The 14,659-nt window shown below is 62.5% G+C and carries 11 protein-coding genes; 2 read left to right on the top strand and 9 right to left on the bottom strand.

From position 1 onward, the window contains the following. Window positions 1-90 precede the first annotated feature (90 nt). From C515_RS0106000 to nagE, 7 genes are all read right to left on the bottom strand, one after another. Window positions 91-2,262, bottom strand: a complete 2,172-nt coding sequence (locus C515_RS0106000) for a primosomal protein N' (protein WP_028454804.1) — start codon at window positions 2,260-2,262, stop codon at window positions 91-93. A gap of 329 nt (window positions 2,263-2,591) precedes the next feature. Next, window positions 2,592-3,650, bottom strand: coding sequence for a uroporphyrinogen decarboxylase (gene hemE, locus C515_RS0105995; protein WP_028454803.1), 1,059 nt, complete (start codon window positions 3,648-3,650; stop codon window positions 2,592-2,594). 67 nt (window positions 3,651-3,717) lie between these two features. After that, entirely contained in the window at window positions 3,718-5,424 is a 1,707-nt protein-coding gene (locus tag C515_RS19760) for an ABC transporter ATP-binding protein/permease (protein WP_051304680.1), read from the bottom strand. Between the two features lie 257 nt (window positions 5,425-5,681). Then, window positions 5,682-6,098 (bottom strand): hypothetical protein, encoded by a 417-nt coding sequence (locus C515_RS0105980; protein WP_028454802.1) that lies wholly within the window; start codon window positions 6,096-6,098, stop codon window positions 5,682-5,684. Beyond that, entirely contained in the window at window positions 6,095-7,807 is a 1,713-nt protein-coding gene (locus C515_RS0105975; protein WP_028454801.1) for a glutamine--tRNA ligase/YqeY domain fusion protein, read from the bottom strand. The genes C515_RS0105980 and C515_RS0105975 overlap by 4 nt, the downstream gene beginning before the upstream one ends. A gap of 170 nt (window positions 7,808-7,977) precedes the next feature. Next, window positions 7,978-8,484, bottom strand: a complete 507-nt coding sequence (locus C515_RS0105970; protein WP_028454800.1) for a glucose PTS transporter subunit IIA — start codon at window positions 8,482-8,484, stop codon at window positions 7,978-7,980. Window positions 8,485-8,507: 23 nt separating this feature from the next. Continuing rightward, window positions 8,508-9,956, bottom strand: coding sequence for an N-acetylglucosamine-specific PTS transporter subunit IIBC (gene nagE / locus C515_RS0105965; RefSeq protein WP_245574992.1), 1,449 nt, complete (start codon window positions 9,954-9,956; stop codon window positions 8,508-8,510). A 740-nt stretch (window positions 9,957-10,696) separates the two neighbouring features. Between nagE and dapA the strand changes: the two genes are divergently transcribed. Together dapA and bamC are read left to right on the top strand one after the other, a co-directional pair. Continuing rightward, entirely contained in the window at window positions 10,697-11,572 is an 876-nt protein-coding gene (gene dapA / locus C515_RS0105960; protein WP_028454798.1) for a 4-hydroxy-tetrahydrodipicolinate synthase, read from the top strand. Window positions 11,573-11,602: 30 nt separating this feature from the next. Further along, the gene (bamC, locus tag C515_RS0105955) at window positions 11,603-12,784 is read left to right on the top strand and encodes an NlpB/DapX family lipoprotein (RefSeq protein ID WP_051304679.1); all 1,182 of its coding nucleotides are present in this window, start codon (window positions 11,603-11,605) and stop codon (window positions 12,782-12,784) included. Between the two features lie 223 nt (window positions 12,785-13,007). On the opposite strand, the gene C515_RS0105950 is transcribed toward bamC, so the two are convergent. Together C515_RS0105950 and thiL are read right to left on the bottom strand one after the other, a co-directional pair. Continuing rightward, window positions 13,008-13,547 (bottom strand): phosphatidylglycerophosphatase A family protein, encoded by a 540-nt coding sequence (locus tag C515_RS0105950; RefSeq protein ID WP_028454796.1) that lies wholly within the window; start codon window positions 13,545-13,547, stop codon window positions 13,008-13,010. After that, window positions 13,544-14,497: a thiamine-phosphate kinase gene (gene thiL, locus C515_RS0105945; RefSeq protein ID WP_028454795.1), complete on the bottom strand. Its 954-nt coding sequence runs from the start codon at window positions 14,495-14,497 to the stop codon at window positions 13,544-13,546. The genes C515_RS0105950 and thiL overlap by 4 nt, the downstream gene beginning before the upstream one ends. Window positions 14,498-14,659 lie beyond the last annotated feature (162 nt).

Here is a 14,659-nt window from a genome sequence, read left to right as displayed (position 1 = left end):
GCTGCTCCGGTCACGGTTGCGGATGAGGGCCAGCATAGTGCATTTGCCGCACGCAGCCCAAGCCGGATCGCGGCGGCTGGCGCGCAGCGGTCACACTTCCAGCGGGTCCACGTCGAGAATCCAGCGGATCTGGCTGGCGGGCAGCGCGTCGATCTGCGGCATGGCGGCGTGCAGCGCAGCATGCAGCACCGCACGCGTGTCGGCCGCGATCAGCACCTGCATGCGCTCCTGCCCGGCCCGGCGGGTCATGCTGGCCGCCACCGGCTCGTGCACGGTCAGGCCACGCAGCAGCGGAAAACAGGCGCGCGCGGCGGCCAGAAAGGCCGCCACCCGCTCGGCCTGCGGCGCTTCGGCGCGCAGCATCGCCCAGGCCACCGCTGGCGGCAGACGCAACTGCTGGCGCTCGGCCAGAAGGCGCTGCGCCAGCCGGGCATAGTCGCCATCGAGCAGCTGGGCATAGAAAGGGTGATCCTCGAACAGCGTCTGGATCAGCACCTCGCCCCCCTGCCCGTGCCGCCCGGCGCGGCCCGCCACTTGCGTGAGCAGTGCGAAGAGCCGTTCCTCGGCACGAAAATCCATGCTGTAGAGGCTGGTATCGGCATTGAGCACGACCACGCAGGACAGGCGGGCGAAATCATGCCCCTTGGCCAGCATCTGCGTGCCGACCAGAATGTCCGCCTCGCCTTCGTGCACCTGTTGCAGGGCGGCATCCAGCTCGCCCTTGCGCCGCGTGCTGTCACGGTCGATGCGCAGCACGCGCGCCTGTGGAAACTGGCTGGCGACAATGTCTTCCAGGCGCTGGGTGCCATGACCCACGGCCTGCAGGTCATGATTGCCGCAATCCGGGCAGACCGGCGTGATGGCTTCTTCATAGCCGCAGTGATGGCAGCGCAGGCGCCTTTCATTCAGATGCAGCACCAGCCGGGCCGCGCAATGCCGGCAGCTGGCCATCCAGCCGCACTCGGTGCAGGCCAGCACCGGCGCATAACCGCGGCGGTTGATGAAGATCAGCGCCTGCTGCCCGGCGGACAGCGCGCGCTGGATGGCCTCCTGCGCCAGCGGATGCAGGCCGTCAGCCGAGCGGATTTTCTTGACCGGCAGCAGACGTATGGACGGCAACCCCGCTCCGGCAATGGCGCGGCGACGCAGGGTCAGCAGGGTATATCGCCGAGTCACGGCGTTTTGCCAGGTTTCCAGGCTCGGCGTCGCAGAGCCGAGCACCACGGGCACCCCCGCCTTGCGCGCCCGGTAGACGGCCACATCGCGCGCCGAATAACGCACGCCTTCCTGCTGCTTGTAACTCGGATCATGCTCTTCGTCGATGATGATCAGCCCGAGTTGCGGCACGGGGGTGAACACCGACAGGCGTGTGCCGAGCACGATGCCCGCCTCGCCGTTGGCGGCAGCCAGCCAGTTGAGCGCGCGCTGGCGGTCACTGAGCCCGCTGTGCAGGCTGGCAATCGTGGTGGCCGGGAAACGCGCGCGAAAACGCCCTTCCAGCTGCGGGGTCAGGTTGATTTCCGGCACCAGCACCAGCACCTGCCGGCCGGCGGCAAGCTGGGCGGCAATGGCGCGCAGATAGACTTCCGTCTTGCCGCTGCCAGTAATGCCGAACAGCAGAAAGGCGGCAAAGCCGCGGGCGTCGCACAGCGCCGTGACCGCCTGCTGCTGCTCGTCGTTCAGCTCCGGCTGCGCGCCGACCAGCAAGGACGCAGCCGGCACCGGCGTCAGGCTCGCCGTGACCAGCCCGGCCGCCTGCCAGGTCCGCACCCAGCGCAGCGCCTGCGGATGCCGCGCGCGCAGCTCGGCCTGGCCGGGCGAGCCTGCCAGCAGCTCGGCCACCGCACGTTGGGCATGCGCCCGTGGCGAGAGGCTGGCGAGCAGGGCCGGCAAATCGGGCGCACTGAAATGGCAATCCGGTTCGGGCGCCACAAAGGCCGCCGTTCCGCGAAACACCACCGGAATGGCCGCCGCCAGCACCTCGCCCAGCGGATGATGGTAGTAGTCGGCAACAAAACGGCACAGTGCCAGCACTTCCGCCGGCAGCGCCGGCATGTCGCCGGGCACCGCAAGCACGTCGCGCACCTTGCCGGCAAAATCGCCGGCATCGGCCGTCACCGCCAGCACGATGCCCGACAGCCGGCGCGGACCGAACGGCACCAGTACGCGCTCGCCGGGGCGCACGCTCCCGGTGCTCAGCCGGTAGGCAAATTCGCGGTGCAAGGGCACATCCAGCGCGACCTGGACGAAGCTATCTGTCATGTTTCTTTCACTTCACCCCAGGCCACGCCTGCTGCCGGGCTTATTCACAGTTTCTGTGGATAACTTTGTGAACAAACTGCGCAAAACCGCCCCAAAGCCAGCAGGATCAAGCTCCGGGCTAGATTGCCCAAAAAATGAACCAAAAATAAAACCATTGAAAATCAACAACTTGCAAATTTGCAACGTCTTTGAAAAAAATCGCCACACCCTCTTGACAAGCATTTTCCTGACGCACTGCCTTTGTGCATAACTTGCTGCGGGTTACTGCCGTGCTACTTCATATTCCGGTGGCAAGCTATTGAAAATTCGTGGCATTACGCAAAAATGCATTATTTGTAAGCTCTGGAGTGGCTGTGTACGGCCTGCACCAGCGCGGCGACATGTTCCGGGTTGGTGAACTGCGAAATGCCATGCCCGAGATTGAACACATGACCGCTGCCGTTTCCGTAGTCGGCCAGCAGGCGTTTCACCTCCTGCTCGATGGCCGCCGGCTGGGCGAACAGCGCATTGGGGTCGAAATTGCCCTGCAGCGCGACCTTGTCGCCGACGCGACGGCGCGCTTCAGCGAGGTTCACCGTCCAGTCCAGCCCCAGTGCATCGCAGCCGGTCGCGGCCAGTTCTTCCAGCCACTGGCCGCCGCCTTTCGTAAACAGAATCACGGGGATACGCTGGCCATCCTTCTCGCGTTTGAGCCCGGCCACGATTTTCGCCATGTAGGCCAGCGAGAATTCCTGGTACTTGCCATAGGCCAGCGCCCCGCCCCAGGTATCGAAAATCTGCACGGCCTGCGCACCGGCGTCGATCTGCGCATTGAGGTAGTCGATGACGGTCAGCGCGTTGATTTCCAGAATATGGTGTAGCAGCTCCGGGCGGTCATACATCATGGTCTTGACGCGGCGGAAGTCATCCGAGCCACCGCCTTCGATCATGTAACAGGCCAGCGTAAACGGGCTGCCAGAAAAACCGATCAGCGGGACGCGATTATCGAGCGCGCGGCGGATGCTGGAAACGGCGTCAAACACATACTGCAGCTCGCGCATGTCCGGCACGGCCAGCGCCTTGATGGCGGCTTCGTCACGCAGCGGACGCTCGAATTTCGGGCCCTCGCCCTCGGCAAAATACAGGCCCAGCCCCATGGCATCCGGCACGGTGAGAATGTCGGAAAACAGGATGGCGGCATCCAGCGGGAAGCGCTCCAGCGGCTGCAGCGTGACTTCCGTTGCCAGCTCCTTCGACTTGCACAGCTGCAGGAAGGAGCCGGCCACCTTGCGCGTCGCGCAGTATTCCGGCAGATAGCGGCCGGCCTGGCGCATCAGCCAGATCGGGGTGTAGTCAACGGGCTGGCGCAGCAGTGCGCGCAGGAAGGTATCGTTTTTCAGCATGGCAATCTTCTTGTCGGGAAAAAACCCGGGCACGGGCCCGGGCGGAATGAGTCTTCAGTCTAAAACCGGCGCATCAGGCTGGCTGCAGGTCCAGAAAGCGGGTGTGGTGCTCTTTCAGCGTGCTGCGGTGACCAACGCTGATCAGGATGCTGTCGGGCAGGCGCTCGATCAGCAGGGCATACAGGCGGCGCTCGGCGGCTTCGTCAATGGCGCTGGTGGCTTCGTCCAGCACCAGCAGAGCCGGCTTGTGCAAGAGCGCACGAATGATCGCGATGCGCTGCTGTTCACCGCCGCTGAGGATGTGTGACCAGTTGTCCTCGTCGTCAAGCCGGCCACGCAGATGCTCCAGGCCCACTGCGGCGAGCAAATCCTGCAAGTCTTCGTTGCTCGCGCTGGCTTGCCGCGGATAACAGAGCACGCTGCGCAGCGTGCCCAGCGGCAGATAGGGTTTTTGCGACAGGAAAAGTACGCCGCCATCCTGCCGGTAGGCAATGCGGCCAGTCACATAGGGCCAGATGCCAGCCAGCGCGCGCAACAGGGTGCTCTTGCCGCTGCCCGATGGCCCCTGCACCAGCAGGCGCTCGCCCGGGGCCAGCTGCAGGCCTAGATCACGCTGCAGAAGCTGGCCGTCAGGCCTGCTGACCGCCACTGCCGCCAGATCAACGCCACTGGCAGAAGCCTGGGGCTGGGGCACCTGCAAACGCTCTGCCGCGATCAGACTGCGATTGAAGGTGGCCAGACGATCGATTACTGCCTTCCAGGTGGCCAGCGTCTTGAAGCTGTTGATGAAAAACTCCAGCGAATCGTAAACCTTGCCGAACGCCGAGAGAATCTGCATCAGATTGCCCAGCGTGATCGCCTTGGCAAAGTAGCGAGGCGCAGCCACCACCAGCGGGAAGATGATCGCCAGCTGCCCCCAGAAATTGGTAAAGGCATTCACGCGCTTTTCATAGCGCATGATGTTCCAGTAATTGCCGACCACCAGCCCGAACAATTGCCCAAGGCGCAAGTCTTCCTGTTCGCCACCGCGATACAGCGCAATCGATTCGGCATTCTCGCGGATGCGCACCAGCGCAAAACGGAAATCCGCCTCGCGGCGCTGCTGGATGAAGTTGAGGCGTACCAGGCGCCGGCCGATGAGCACCGTCAGCGCCGAACCGAGCAGCGCATAGAGAATTGCCGCCCAGACCATGTAACCGGGGATGCGCCAGCTCTCGCCCAGCCAGTCGAATACCAGCGGACCAGACAGCCCCCACAGGATGGTCACGAAGGACACAAAGGTCACCGTGGCACGCAGCAGACCGAGTGTCAGGCCGAGTGTCAGATTGACAAACTGCCCGCAGTCTTCGGCAATCCGCTGGTCGGGGTTATCGGTGCTCGGGTCGGTGAGCTGGATGCGGTAGAAATGCTGGTTCTGCAGCCAGCGGGCTGTCAGCTCGCCCGTCAGCCAGCGCCGCCACTTGATTTCCAGCATCTGCTGGAAATAGATCGCATACACCGCCACCGCGATGTGCAGCATGGCGATCCAGGAAAACTTGAAGATCGACTGCCAGAAGGCCTTGCTGTCGTACTGCTGGATGGCATCGTAGAGGGTCTGGTAGACGGCGTTGATCTGCACGCTGAGATAGACCATCAGCAAGGACAGCCCGATCACCAGCACAAGCAGCCCCCAGGCCTTGAGTTTTTCCTGCGATTGCCAGAAAGGCCGCGCCAGCTGCCAAAAATGCGGCAGCAGCTCGCGCAATGGCGTGGTCTGGGCAAGTCGATCATCAGTGCTCATGACAACTCCGGTACGAGATGAACAGGCGGCTCGGCAGACGCGCTGGCGGGCAGGCGTCGACATGAATGCCACGCCTCGCCAGGCTGGAACAGCAGCGGCAGCGCAGCAATCCGGTCATCGGACAGGCAGCCTGGCGCAAGGCCGGCGACGTCAGAAAGAACCAACCGCTCCCCTGCGCCACCAAATAGGCACCAGCCGCCAATAAACAAGGTATATCGCTGCAGCCCTTATTCAAATTAGGCTACAGAGCAATACCCCTATTTGCACGGGCGCTGCGTCCACGCTTTGCCGCCACGGCGGCAGGTCCAGTCCTGGCGGGCGGCGTCGATCTGCCAGCGGTTGTCGACAAAACTGAGCTTCAGCTGGTAGCGCTGGCTTTTCACCGCGTCATCGAGCAGCCCGTCCATCACCAGCGCCAGATCAACGCTGCTGACCACTTCGCCCTTGCCGCCCTGGCGAATGTCGAGCTTCTGGTACTCGAACAGGCCATGCTCGTCGGCCACGCGGTCGGCCAGCCAGGCGAAGGCCACCTGCACCGGCGCATCACCGGGCTGGCCGATGAAAATCGGCCGGGCGGGCGCAGCGGCAGCCGGCGCCGAGGCCACCTCGTCAGCCGCCCAGGCGGGCGCCAGCAGGCCCAGCAACAGGGCCATCAGGGATGCGGCATGCTTCATTTGCTCTCCTTCGCCCAGGAATCCTTGAGCGTCACGGTACGGTTGAAGACGATTTTCCCGCCGGCGACATGGTCATGACGGTCGGTCACGAAATAGCCAAGACGCTCGAACTGACAGCGCGACTCCGGCGCCAGCGATTTCACCGCCGGCTCGATGTAACCGGTCACGACGGTCAGCGAGGCCGGGTTGATGAACTGCTTGAAATCCAGATACTGGCCATCTTCGCCACGGATGGCGTCCGGGCGATCCTCGGTAAACAGGCGGTCATAGAGGCGCACTTCGGCTTCGACCGCATGCTCGGCGGATACCCAGTGAATCACGCCCTTGACCTTGCGGCCGACCGGGTTCTGCCCCAGCGTGTCCGGGTCGAGCGAGCACTTCAGCTCGACGACGTTGCCGGCTGCATCCTTGATCACTTCGTCGCACCTGATGACGTAGGAGTAGCGCAGGCGCACTTCACCGCCGGGGAACAGACGCTGCCAGCCCTTGGGGGGGGCCTCGGCAAAGTCATCGCGCTCGATCCAGATTTCGCGCGCCAGCGGCACCTCGCGCTCGCCGAATTCCGGATGGTGCGGGTGGAATGGCGCACTGCGCGAGCCGGTCACGCCCGGCTCGAAGTTGGTCAGCGTCACCTTGATCGGGTTCAGCACCGCCATCACGCGCGGGCTGCTGGCTTCCAGCTCTTCGCGCACCGCGCCTTCGAGCACGGAAAACTCGATGATGTTCTCCGACTTGGAAATGCCGCAACGCTGCGCAAACAGGCGAATGCCTTCCGGCGAATAACCACGGCGGCGCATGCCCGAAATGGTCGGCATGCGCGGATCGTCCCAGCCACTGACCAGGCCTTCGGTCACCAGCTGGTTGAGCTTGCGCTTCGAGGTGATGGACGAGAGCAGCTCAAGGCGCGAAAACTCGATCTGCTGCGGGTGGCAGCCGATGGAGATATTGTCGAGTACCCAGTCATACAGCGGGCGGTGCGCTTCGAATTCCAGCGTGCACAGGCTGTGCGTGATGCCTTCGATGGCATCCGAAATGCAATGCGTGTAGTCGTACATCGGGTAGATGCACCACGCGTCACCGGTGCGGTGGTGATGCGCGCGGCGGATGCGGTAGATCACCGGATCACGCAAGTTCAGGTTCGGCGAGGCCATGTCGATCTTCAGACGCAGCGTCTTGCTGCCATCCGGGAATTCGCCGGCCTTCATGCGGCGGAACAGGTCGAGGTTTTCCTCGATGCCGCGCTCGCGGTAGGGGCTGTTCTTGCCCGGCGTGGTGAAATCACCGCGGTGCACGCGCATTTCTTCGGCATTGAGTTCGCACACAAACGCCTTGCCGGCCTTGATCAGCTCTTCGGCGTAGTCGTAGAGCTGCTGGAAATAATCCGAGGCATAGCGCACCTCGCCGGCCCAGTTGAAGCCCAGCCAGCTCACATCATCCTGGATGGCCTTGACGTATTCGTCTTCTTCCTTCTCCGGATTGGTGTCGTCCATGCGCAGATTGCACTGGCCCTGATAATCCTGGGCGAGGCCGAAATTCAGGCAGATGGCTTTGGCGTGGCCAACGTGGAGATAACCATTGGGCTCGGGCGGAAAACGGGTCTGGATGGCGGCGTGCTTGCCACTGGCCAGATCGTTGTCGATGATCGTGCGGATGAAGTGGTTGACGGCCGGCGTGGCTGCCGGGCTTGCGGTGGACGCCTCTGTGCTCATGATCGCGAAGATTCGTGGAAAACAAAGGCGAGATTGTAGCGAAAAAGGCGGCAGGCTGCCCGTCTGACGGCTGGTGCCAGGGCCGGAGGCGTTGTGGCTGACCCGAAAAGAACAAGGGCGAACCGAGGTTCGCCCTTGCCCTGCAATCGGCAGTTTGAGTCAGCCGGACTTTACTTCGGTTTTACGGTATAGAGCACGGTCTTGCCGGCCTCCACCATGCCACTCGCCATATTGGCAACTCCGGCGAAATCGTCGGTGTTGCTCAGCACGATCGGGCTGATGACAGAAGCCGCATGCGCCGCCAGGTAATCCAGATCCAGTTCCAGCACCGGATCACCCGCCTTGACGCGGCTGCCCTGCTCGGCCAGGCGGGTAAAGCCCTGACCACCCAGTTTCACCGTTTCGATACCGATGTGGACAATCAGCTCCGCACCGCTATCGGCAACCAGCGCGAACGCATGGTTGGTATTGAAGATTTTGGCCAGAACGCCATCGGCGGGCGCCACCACGATCTTGCCGGTCGGGCGGATGGCAACACCGTCACCCACCGCCTTGCTGGCAAAGGCGGCATCGGGCACGTCTTCCAGCGCCACGACTTCACCAGTGACCGGGGCCAGCAGCACGATGCCGTCGACCTTGGTGGCCTTGCCCTCGACAGCCGGTGCGATAGCCTGCACCGGCGCCGACGACGCGGCCTCACTTACTTTTTTGCGGCGCCCTCCACCAGCTTGCGCATGGCGGCAGCAACCAGCTCGGCCTTCGGTCCGATGATGATCTGGACGTTCTGGTTGTTGAGCTTCACGACACCGTTGGCGCCAGCACGCTTGGCAGCGGCTTCGTCCACCTTGGCAGCATCGGCCACGCCCAGACGCAGGCGGGTAATGCAGGCATCGATATTGGTCAGGTTTTCCACACCGCCAACCACGCTCAGATAAGTCGCGGCGAGGTTTTCGGTATCGCTGCCACCGGTGACTGCCGGAGCGGCAGCTTCCGGAGCCGCGCCCAGTACCTCGTCTTCACGGCCCGGGGTCTTCAGATTCATCATCTTGATGACGGCGGTGAAGGAGAAGTAGTAGATCGCGAAGAACACGATGCCTTGCACCATCAGCATGACCAGATTCTGCGCCAGCGGATTCTTGGCAGACAGCGCGAAGTCGACCAGGCCGGCAGAGAAGCCGAAACCGGCGATCCACTGCATTTGCGCGGCTATGAATACTGATACGCCGGTCAGGAAGGCATGCAGTACATACAGCACCGGCGCCACGAACATGAAGGAGAATTCCAGCGGCTCGGTCACGCCGGTGAAGAACGACGTCAGCGCGGCAGCGCCCATGATGGAGCCGACGCGGGCGCGGTTTTCCGGCTTGGCGCACTTGTAGATCGCCAGAGCGGCGCCAGGCAGACCGAACATCATGATCGGGAAGAAGCCAGCCTGATACATGCCGGTAACGCCCTGAACAGCCTTGCCTTCGGCCAGCGACTTGGCGCCGCCGAGGAAGTTCGGGATGTCGTTGATGCCGGCCACGTCGAACCAGAACACGCTGTTGAGCGCGTGGTGCAGGCCAACCGGAATCAGCAGGCGGTTGAAGAAGGCATAGATGCCCGCACCAACGGACTTCAGGCCTACGATGGATTCGCCAAAATTCACCAGAGCGCTATAGATGTGCGGCCATACCAGCAGCAGGATGAAGGAAACAACGATCATCACCACCGAGGTCACGATCGGCACAAAACGACGGCCCGAGAAAAAAGCCAGCGCCTTGGGCAGCTCGATGCCGCTGAAGCGGTTGTAAAGTACCGAAGCAATGACACCACACAAGATACCGATGAACTGGTTCTGGAATTTCTTCGGCGCGAAGGCGACGGGCACTTGATCCACAGGAATACTGCGAAGCTGTGCAATCACCTCGGGCTTCAGCAAGGTCGTGACGACCAGCCAGCCGACCAAACCTGCCAGTGCTGCCGCACCATCCTTGTCCTTCGACATGCCGTAAGCAACGCCGACGGCAAACAAAATACCCATGCTGTCAATGATTGCCGCACCCGCCTGGATCAGGAATGCCGCAAACTGGTTGTTGCCACCCCACGCATCAGGGTCGATCCAGTAACCGATACCCATCAGGATCGCTGCGGCCGGCAGAACTGCCACCGGCACCATCAACGCCCGACCAATTTTTTGCAAATAGCCTAGAACGCTCACTTTGGTTTCCTCACAAGAAAATAACGAAACGACCTTTCAGCAAAGCCTGGTCAAGTCCGCCCGCACCGCAGTGCCTGCTGCATGACCCGTACCCGACCTGAACTTCCCGGGACTCCTCAGCCAACCGGAAAGCGGATCCGATTCGCCTCCTCCTTTTTTGATTGAACAAGTTATCGAGCAAACTGCAGGCACTACCCAATCTGGATAAAACCTGTCCCGATTATTTACCGGTACAGCATGGAACACAACGCCCAAAGCCAGCTAACCGGCGGCACAATGACAAAAGCCTTAATAAATAAGCGTTTTTGCATAAACACCACCCATTTTCTGTAGGCATTCCACGACAGATTACAAAAAATCCGCCGTTTGCCGCCCCGGCAACACCTGCCCGGCCCCGGAAAAGCAGCGCTTCTCCGCGACCTGAACAGACGTGAGGGTTACACCTCATGTGCCACATGATCTTGAGCTCGCGCAAAGACGGCAAGCGGCGAATCACTTCCTGATTCTTTGCAACAATTGTTTACACAAACGACCGGCCAGCATGCCTGCGCCGGATTTGGTAGCACGCCAGCCGCCACTACAGCCCGAGCGTCCAATGAGCGCCAAGGAGAAATCCCCCGGTCGCTTTCCGCACCGGCATGGCTAAGTTAGAATGGCCGCTTCGATTCCCCACACTGGTATTCGGCATCATGCTTACAGGTAGTCTGGTCGCATTGGTCACTCCGATGCACGCTGATGGTTCGCTGGATTTCGCGGCGCTGCGCAAACTGGTTGACTGGCATATTGAACAGGGCACCAACGGGCTGGTCGCCGTTGGCACCACGGGCGAATCGCCGACGGTGGATGTGGAAGAGCACATCGAAATCATCCGTGTGGTCGTGGAACAGGCCGCAGGCCGGGTTCCGGTGATTGCCGGCACCGGCGCCAACTCGACGCGCGAGGCCATTCACCTGTCGCAACGCGCCCGCGCCGTTGGCGCCGACTTTGGCCTCTCCGTCGTGCCCTATTACAACAAGCCGACCCAGGAAGGCATGTACCTGCACTTCAAGGCCATCGCCGAACAGGGTGGCCTGCCGACGCTGCTGTACAACGTGCCGGGGCGCACCGTTGCCGACATGAGCAATGACACCGTGCTGCGTCTTGCCAATATCCCCGGCATCGTCGGCATCAAGGACGCCACCGGCAACCTTGAGCGTGCGGCCGATCTGGCGGCGCGCCTGCCAAAGGGCTTTGCGCTGTTGAGCGGCGATGACGCCACCACGCTGGAATTCATCAAACTGGGTGGTCACGGCACGATTTCGGTCACCGCCGATGTCGCACCCAGGGCGATGAGCGAAATGTGCCGCCTGGCGCTGGCCGGCGATTTTGCCGCAGCCAAGACCATCGACGACACGCTGCAGGGCCTGCACAAGCACCTCTTTATCGAAGCCAATCCCATCCCCGCCAAATGGGCGCTGGAAAGGCTGGGCATGATCGAATCCGGCATCCGCCTGCCGCTCACGCGACTGGCTGCCGAGAATCAGCCGCCGGTGACTGCAGCACTGCAGCAAGCCGGATTGCTGTGATAGCATCCCCGAACTTAACCTGAGTCCCACATGCCCGTGAACCCGATGCACGCACACCGCAAATCCCTTCGCCTGATCCCGCTGGCCCTGGCACTGGCACTGACTGCATGCACCTCCGATGAGCTGATGCTGCAGAACAAGGTTGACTATCGCTCGGAGAGCGACAATCTGAACAAGAATCCGCTGGAAGTGCCGCCGGATCTGTCCGCTCCGAGCGCGACATCCACCTACGGCCTGAATTCCCGCGCCCAGGCCAGTGCTCGCGAAATCGCCGCGCGCACGCCCAATACCAGCGGCGCGCAGGCGGTAACGCCGGAAGTTGGCGGCGCCTATCTCGAGCGCGCTGGAGGCCAGCGCTGGCTGGTCGTGAAAAAACCGCCGGAAAAGGTATGGAACGAATTGCGTGAATTCTGGCTGGGCCAGGGTTTTCTGCTGACCGTCGACAACCCGACGTCCGGCGTGATGGAAACGGACTGGCAGGAAAACCACGCCAACCTGCCGCCGGACATCATGACCAGCATCCTGAACAAGGTAGTGGCCCGTTTTGTCACCACCGGTGAAAAGGACAGCTTCCGCACCCGGATCGAACCCGGTCGCGAAAAGGGCACGACGGAGATCTACATCAGCCATCGCGGCATGGTGGAAGTACTGCGTGACGGCTCGGCCGAGCTGAAGTTCGGTGGCGCCGATGCTGGCGACTACAGCACGATGTGGACTCCGCGCCCGAACGACCCGGGTCTCGAAGCCGAAATGCTGGCGCTGGCGCTGCAACAGCTGGGTTATGACAAGAGCGACGCCAAGGCCATTGTCAATCCGGCAGCGCCCGTCGTTGAGCGCGCCCGGCTGGACAACGCCAAGGGCAGCAAGGTGCTCGTGGTCGATGACAGCTTTGATCGCGCCTGGCGCCGTGTGGGCCTTGCCGTCGAGCGCACCGGCTTCGTGATTTATGATCGCGACCGCTCGCAGGGCAACTACCTGATCCGTCAGGCGGAAATCGACATTGGCAAGGAGCAAAGCTCAAGCTGGGCCGACTCGCTGGCATTCTGGCGCTCGAAGGACAGCAAGGAAAAAGCCAAGATGCCAGAGTATCTGCTGAAGGTTGCTGCGGCGGGCAATGGCACGCAGGTTTCGCTGGCTCCGCAAGCAGGCACCGCAGCCAACGCCGATCTGGAGCAGAAACTGCTGAATGCGCTGTACCTGCAGCTGAAGTAAGCCGCGCTGCGCTTTCACAACAAAGGACCGCTGCCAGCGGTCCTTTTTTCATGGGCGTTTGCCACAAGGCCAGACAAGACAGCGCCACTTGTGCGGCAAGAGCCAACGACTCGTTGCCAGTGCAAAGACAGGGCAAGGCATACCCTTGCGAAATGCCAAGAGTGCAGCGTTTTCGCCATGACCGTTGCACAGGCTTCTGCTTGCGCTGAAAAGACCCGCCGCTTCAGAGTGGCACAAACTGCTGCAACAGCAGCAGGCAGGCAATGGCAAACAGCGCGGCGACGATGTCGTCGATCATCACGCCAAATCCGCCCTTCACCCGCGCATCCAGCCAGCGGATTGGCCAAGGCTTGACGATATCAAAGAAGCGGAAAGCCAGAAAGGCAGCCAGCCACCCCGTCCAGCTCTGCGGCACCGCCAGCAGCACCAGCCAGATGGCGACAATCTCGTCGATGACAATGCTGCCATGGTCTGCCACGCCCAGCGCCTCGCCGGTGCGTTGCGCCACGCGACAACCCAGCAGAAAGGCCAGTAAGCAGACCAACAGAACCAGTGCAGGAAAAAACCCGGCATTCAAACCAGGTATTGCCATGAAGCCCATTACCAGCAATGGATACAGGGCAATACCCATTAAAGTGCCCCAGGTTCCCGGCGCCGGATGCAGCAGACCGCTGCCCAGGCCAAGCGCGAGGAAATGGGCGGGGGAACGCAACAGAAAGGGCAGATCGGGCCGCAGGGGCCGCTCGGAAACTGGGTGCGTCATTGGGCGGCAAAATGATCAAAACCGCCATGCTGCCAGCGAATATCCTGCCCGTCATGCAGAACATGCACCCCCTGCCCTGCCCGCAAGCAGCCGACGCGGGTCAGCGGCAGCCGCAACTCGGTGGCCAGCGCCTGCAGCACCGCACGCCGGGCGGGCGGTGCCGTAAAGCACAGTTCATAGTCATCCCCCCCAGAGAGCAGGGCTTCGTGACGCAAGGCCATGGGCAGCTCGGCCAGGCAGGCGGCAGCGGGCAAGGCCGCCAGCCAGAGTTCGGCCGCACAGCCGGACGCCGCGCAAATGTGCCTAAGGTCGCCGGCCAGACCGTCGGAGATGTCCAGTGCCGCATGGGCAATCCCGCGCAGGCGCTGCCCCAGCGCCACGCGCGGAGTCGGGCAATCAAGTCGCGCAAAGGCCGCCAGCCGCGCCGCATCGCCCAGCCTGATGCGGCCGGTGCCGTGCATGACGGCGGCGGCGGCGGCGCCCAGCTCGCCGGACACCCACACGTCATCACCGGCTTGCCCGGCCGAACGCAAGAGGCCGCTGCCGCGCGGCAATTCACCGGCGATCTGGATGGCAATGGTCAGCGGGCCGCAAGTGGTATCACCACCGACCAGCGACAGGCCATGCTGCTCGGCCAGCTCAAGCAGGCCGCGACTGAAGGGGGCGAGCCAGGCCTCGTCGGCCTGCGGCAAGGCCAGCGAGAGGGTGAACCAGCGCGGTACCGCCCCCATGGCGGCCAGATCGGAGAGATTGACCGCCAGCGCCTTGTGCCCCAGACGGTAGGGATCGGCATCCGGAAAAAAATGCCGGCCACTGACCAGCATGTCGGCGGACACCGCGAGCTGCATGCCGGCGGGCACGGAGAGCAGCGCGCAATCGTCGCCGACGCCCAGATCGGCGTTTGGCGCCTCGCGCGTGAAATAACGGGCGATCAGGTCAAATTCGTTCAATCCGGCCTCGATTGGCAGAGCGGCGACAGCATGCGCCGAAAGGGGGAATGGTCAGGCGGTACGGAAGTTTCCGGGATGAAAAAGGCGCAGCAAAGGCTGCGCCAGCACTGCCATGACCCAAGACTGTCATGACATTATCGCGCTACCCTGCCCGGCCACACT

The sequence above is a fragment of the Chitinilyticum litopenaei DSM 21440 genome (genome assembly GCF_000428145.1).
GTDB classification, from domain to species: Bacteria; Pseudomonadota; Gammaproteobacteria; order Burkholderiales; family Chitinibacteraceae; genus Chitinilyticum; species Chitinilyticum litopenaei.
The sequence above is the reverse complement of the archived record's forward strand: the minus strand, read 5'-3'. Positions and strand labels throughout refer to the sequence as shown.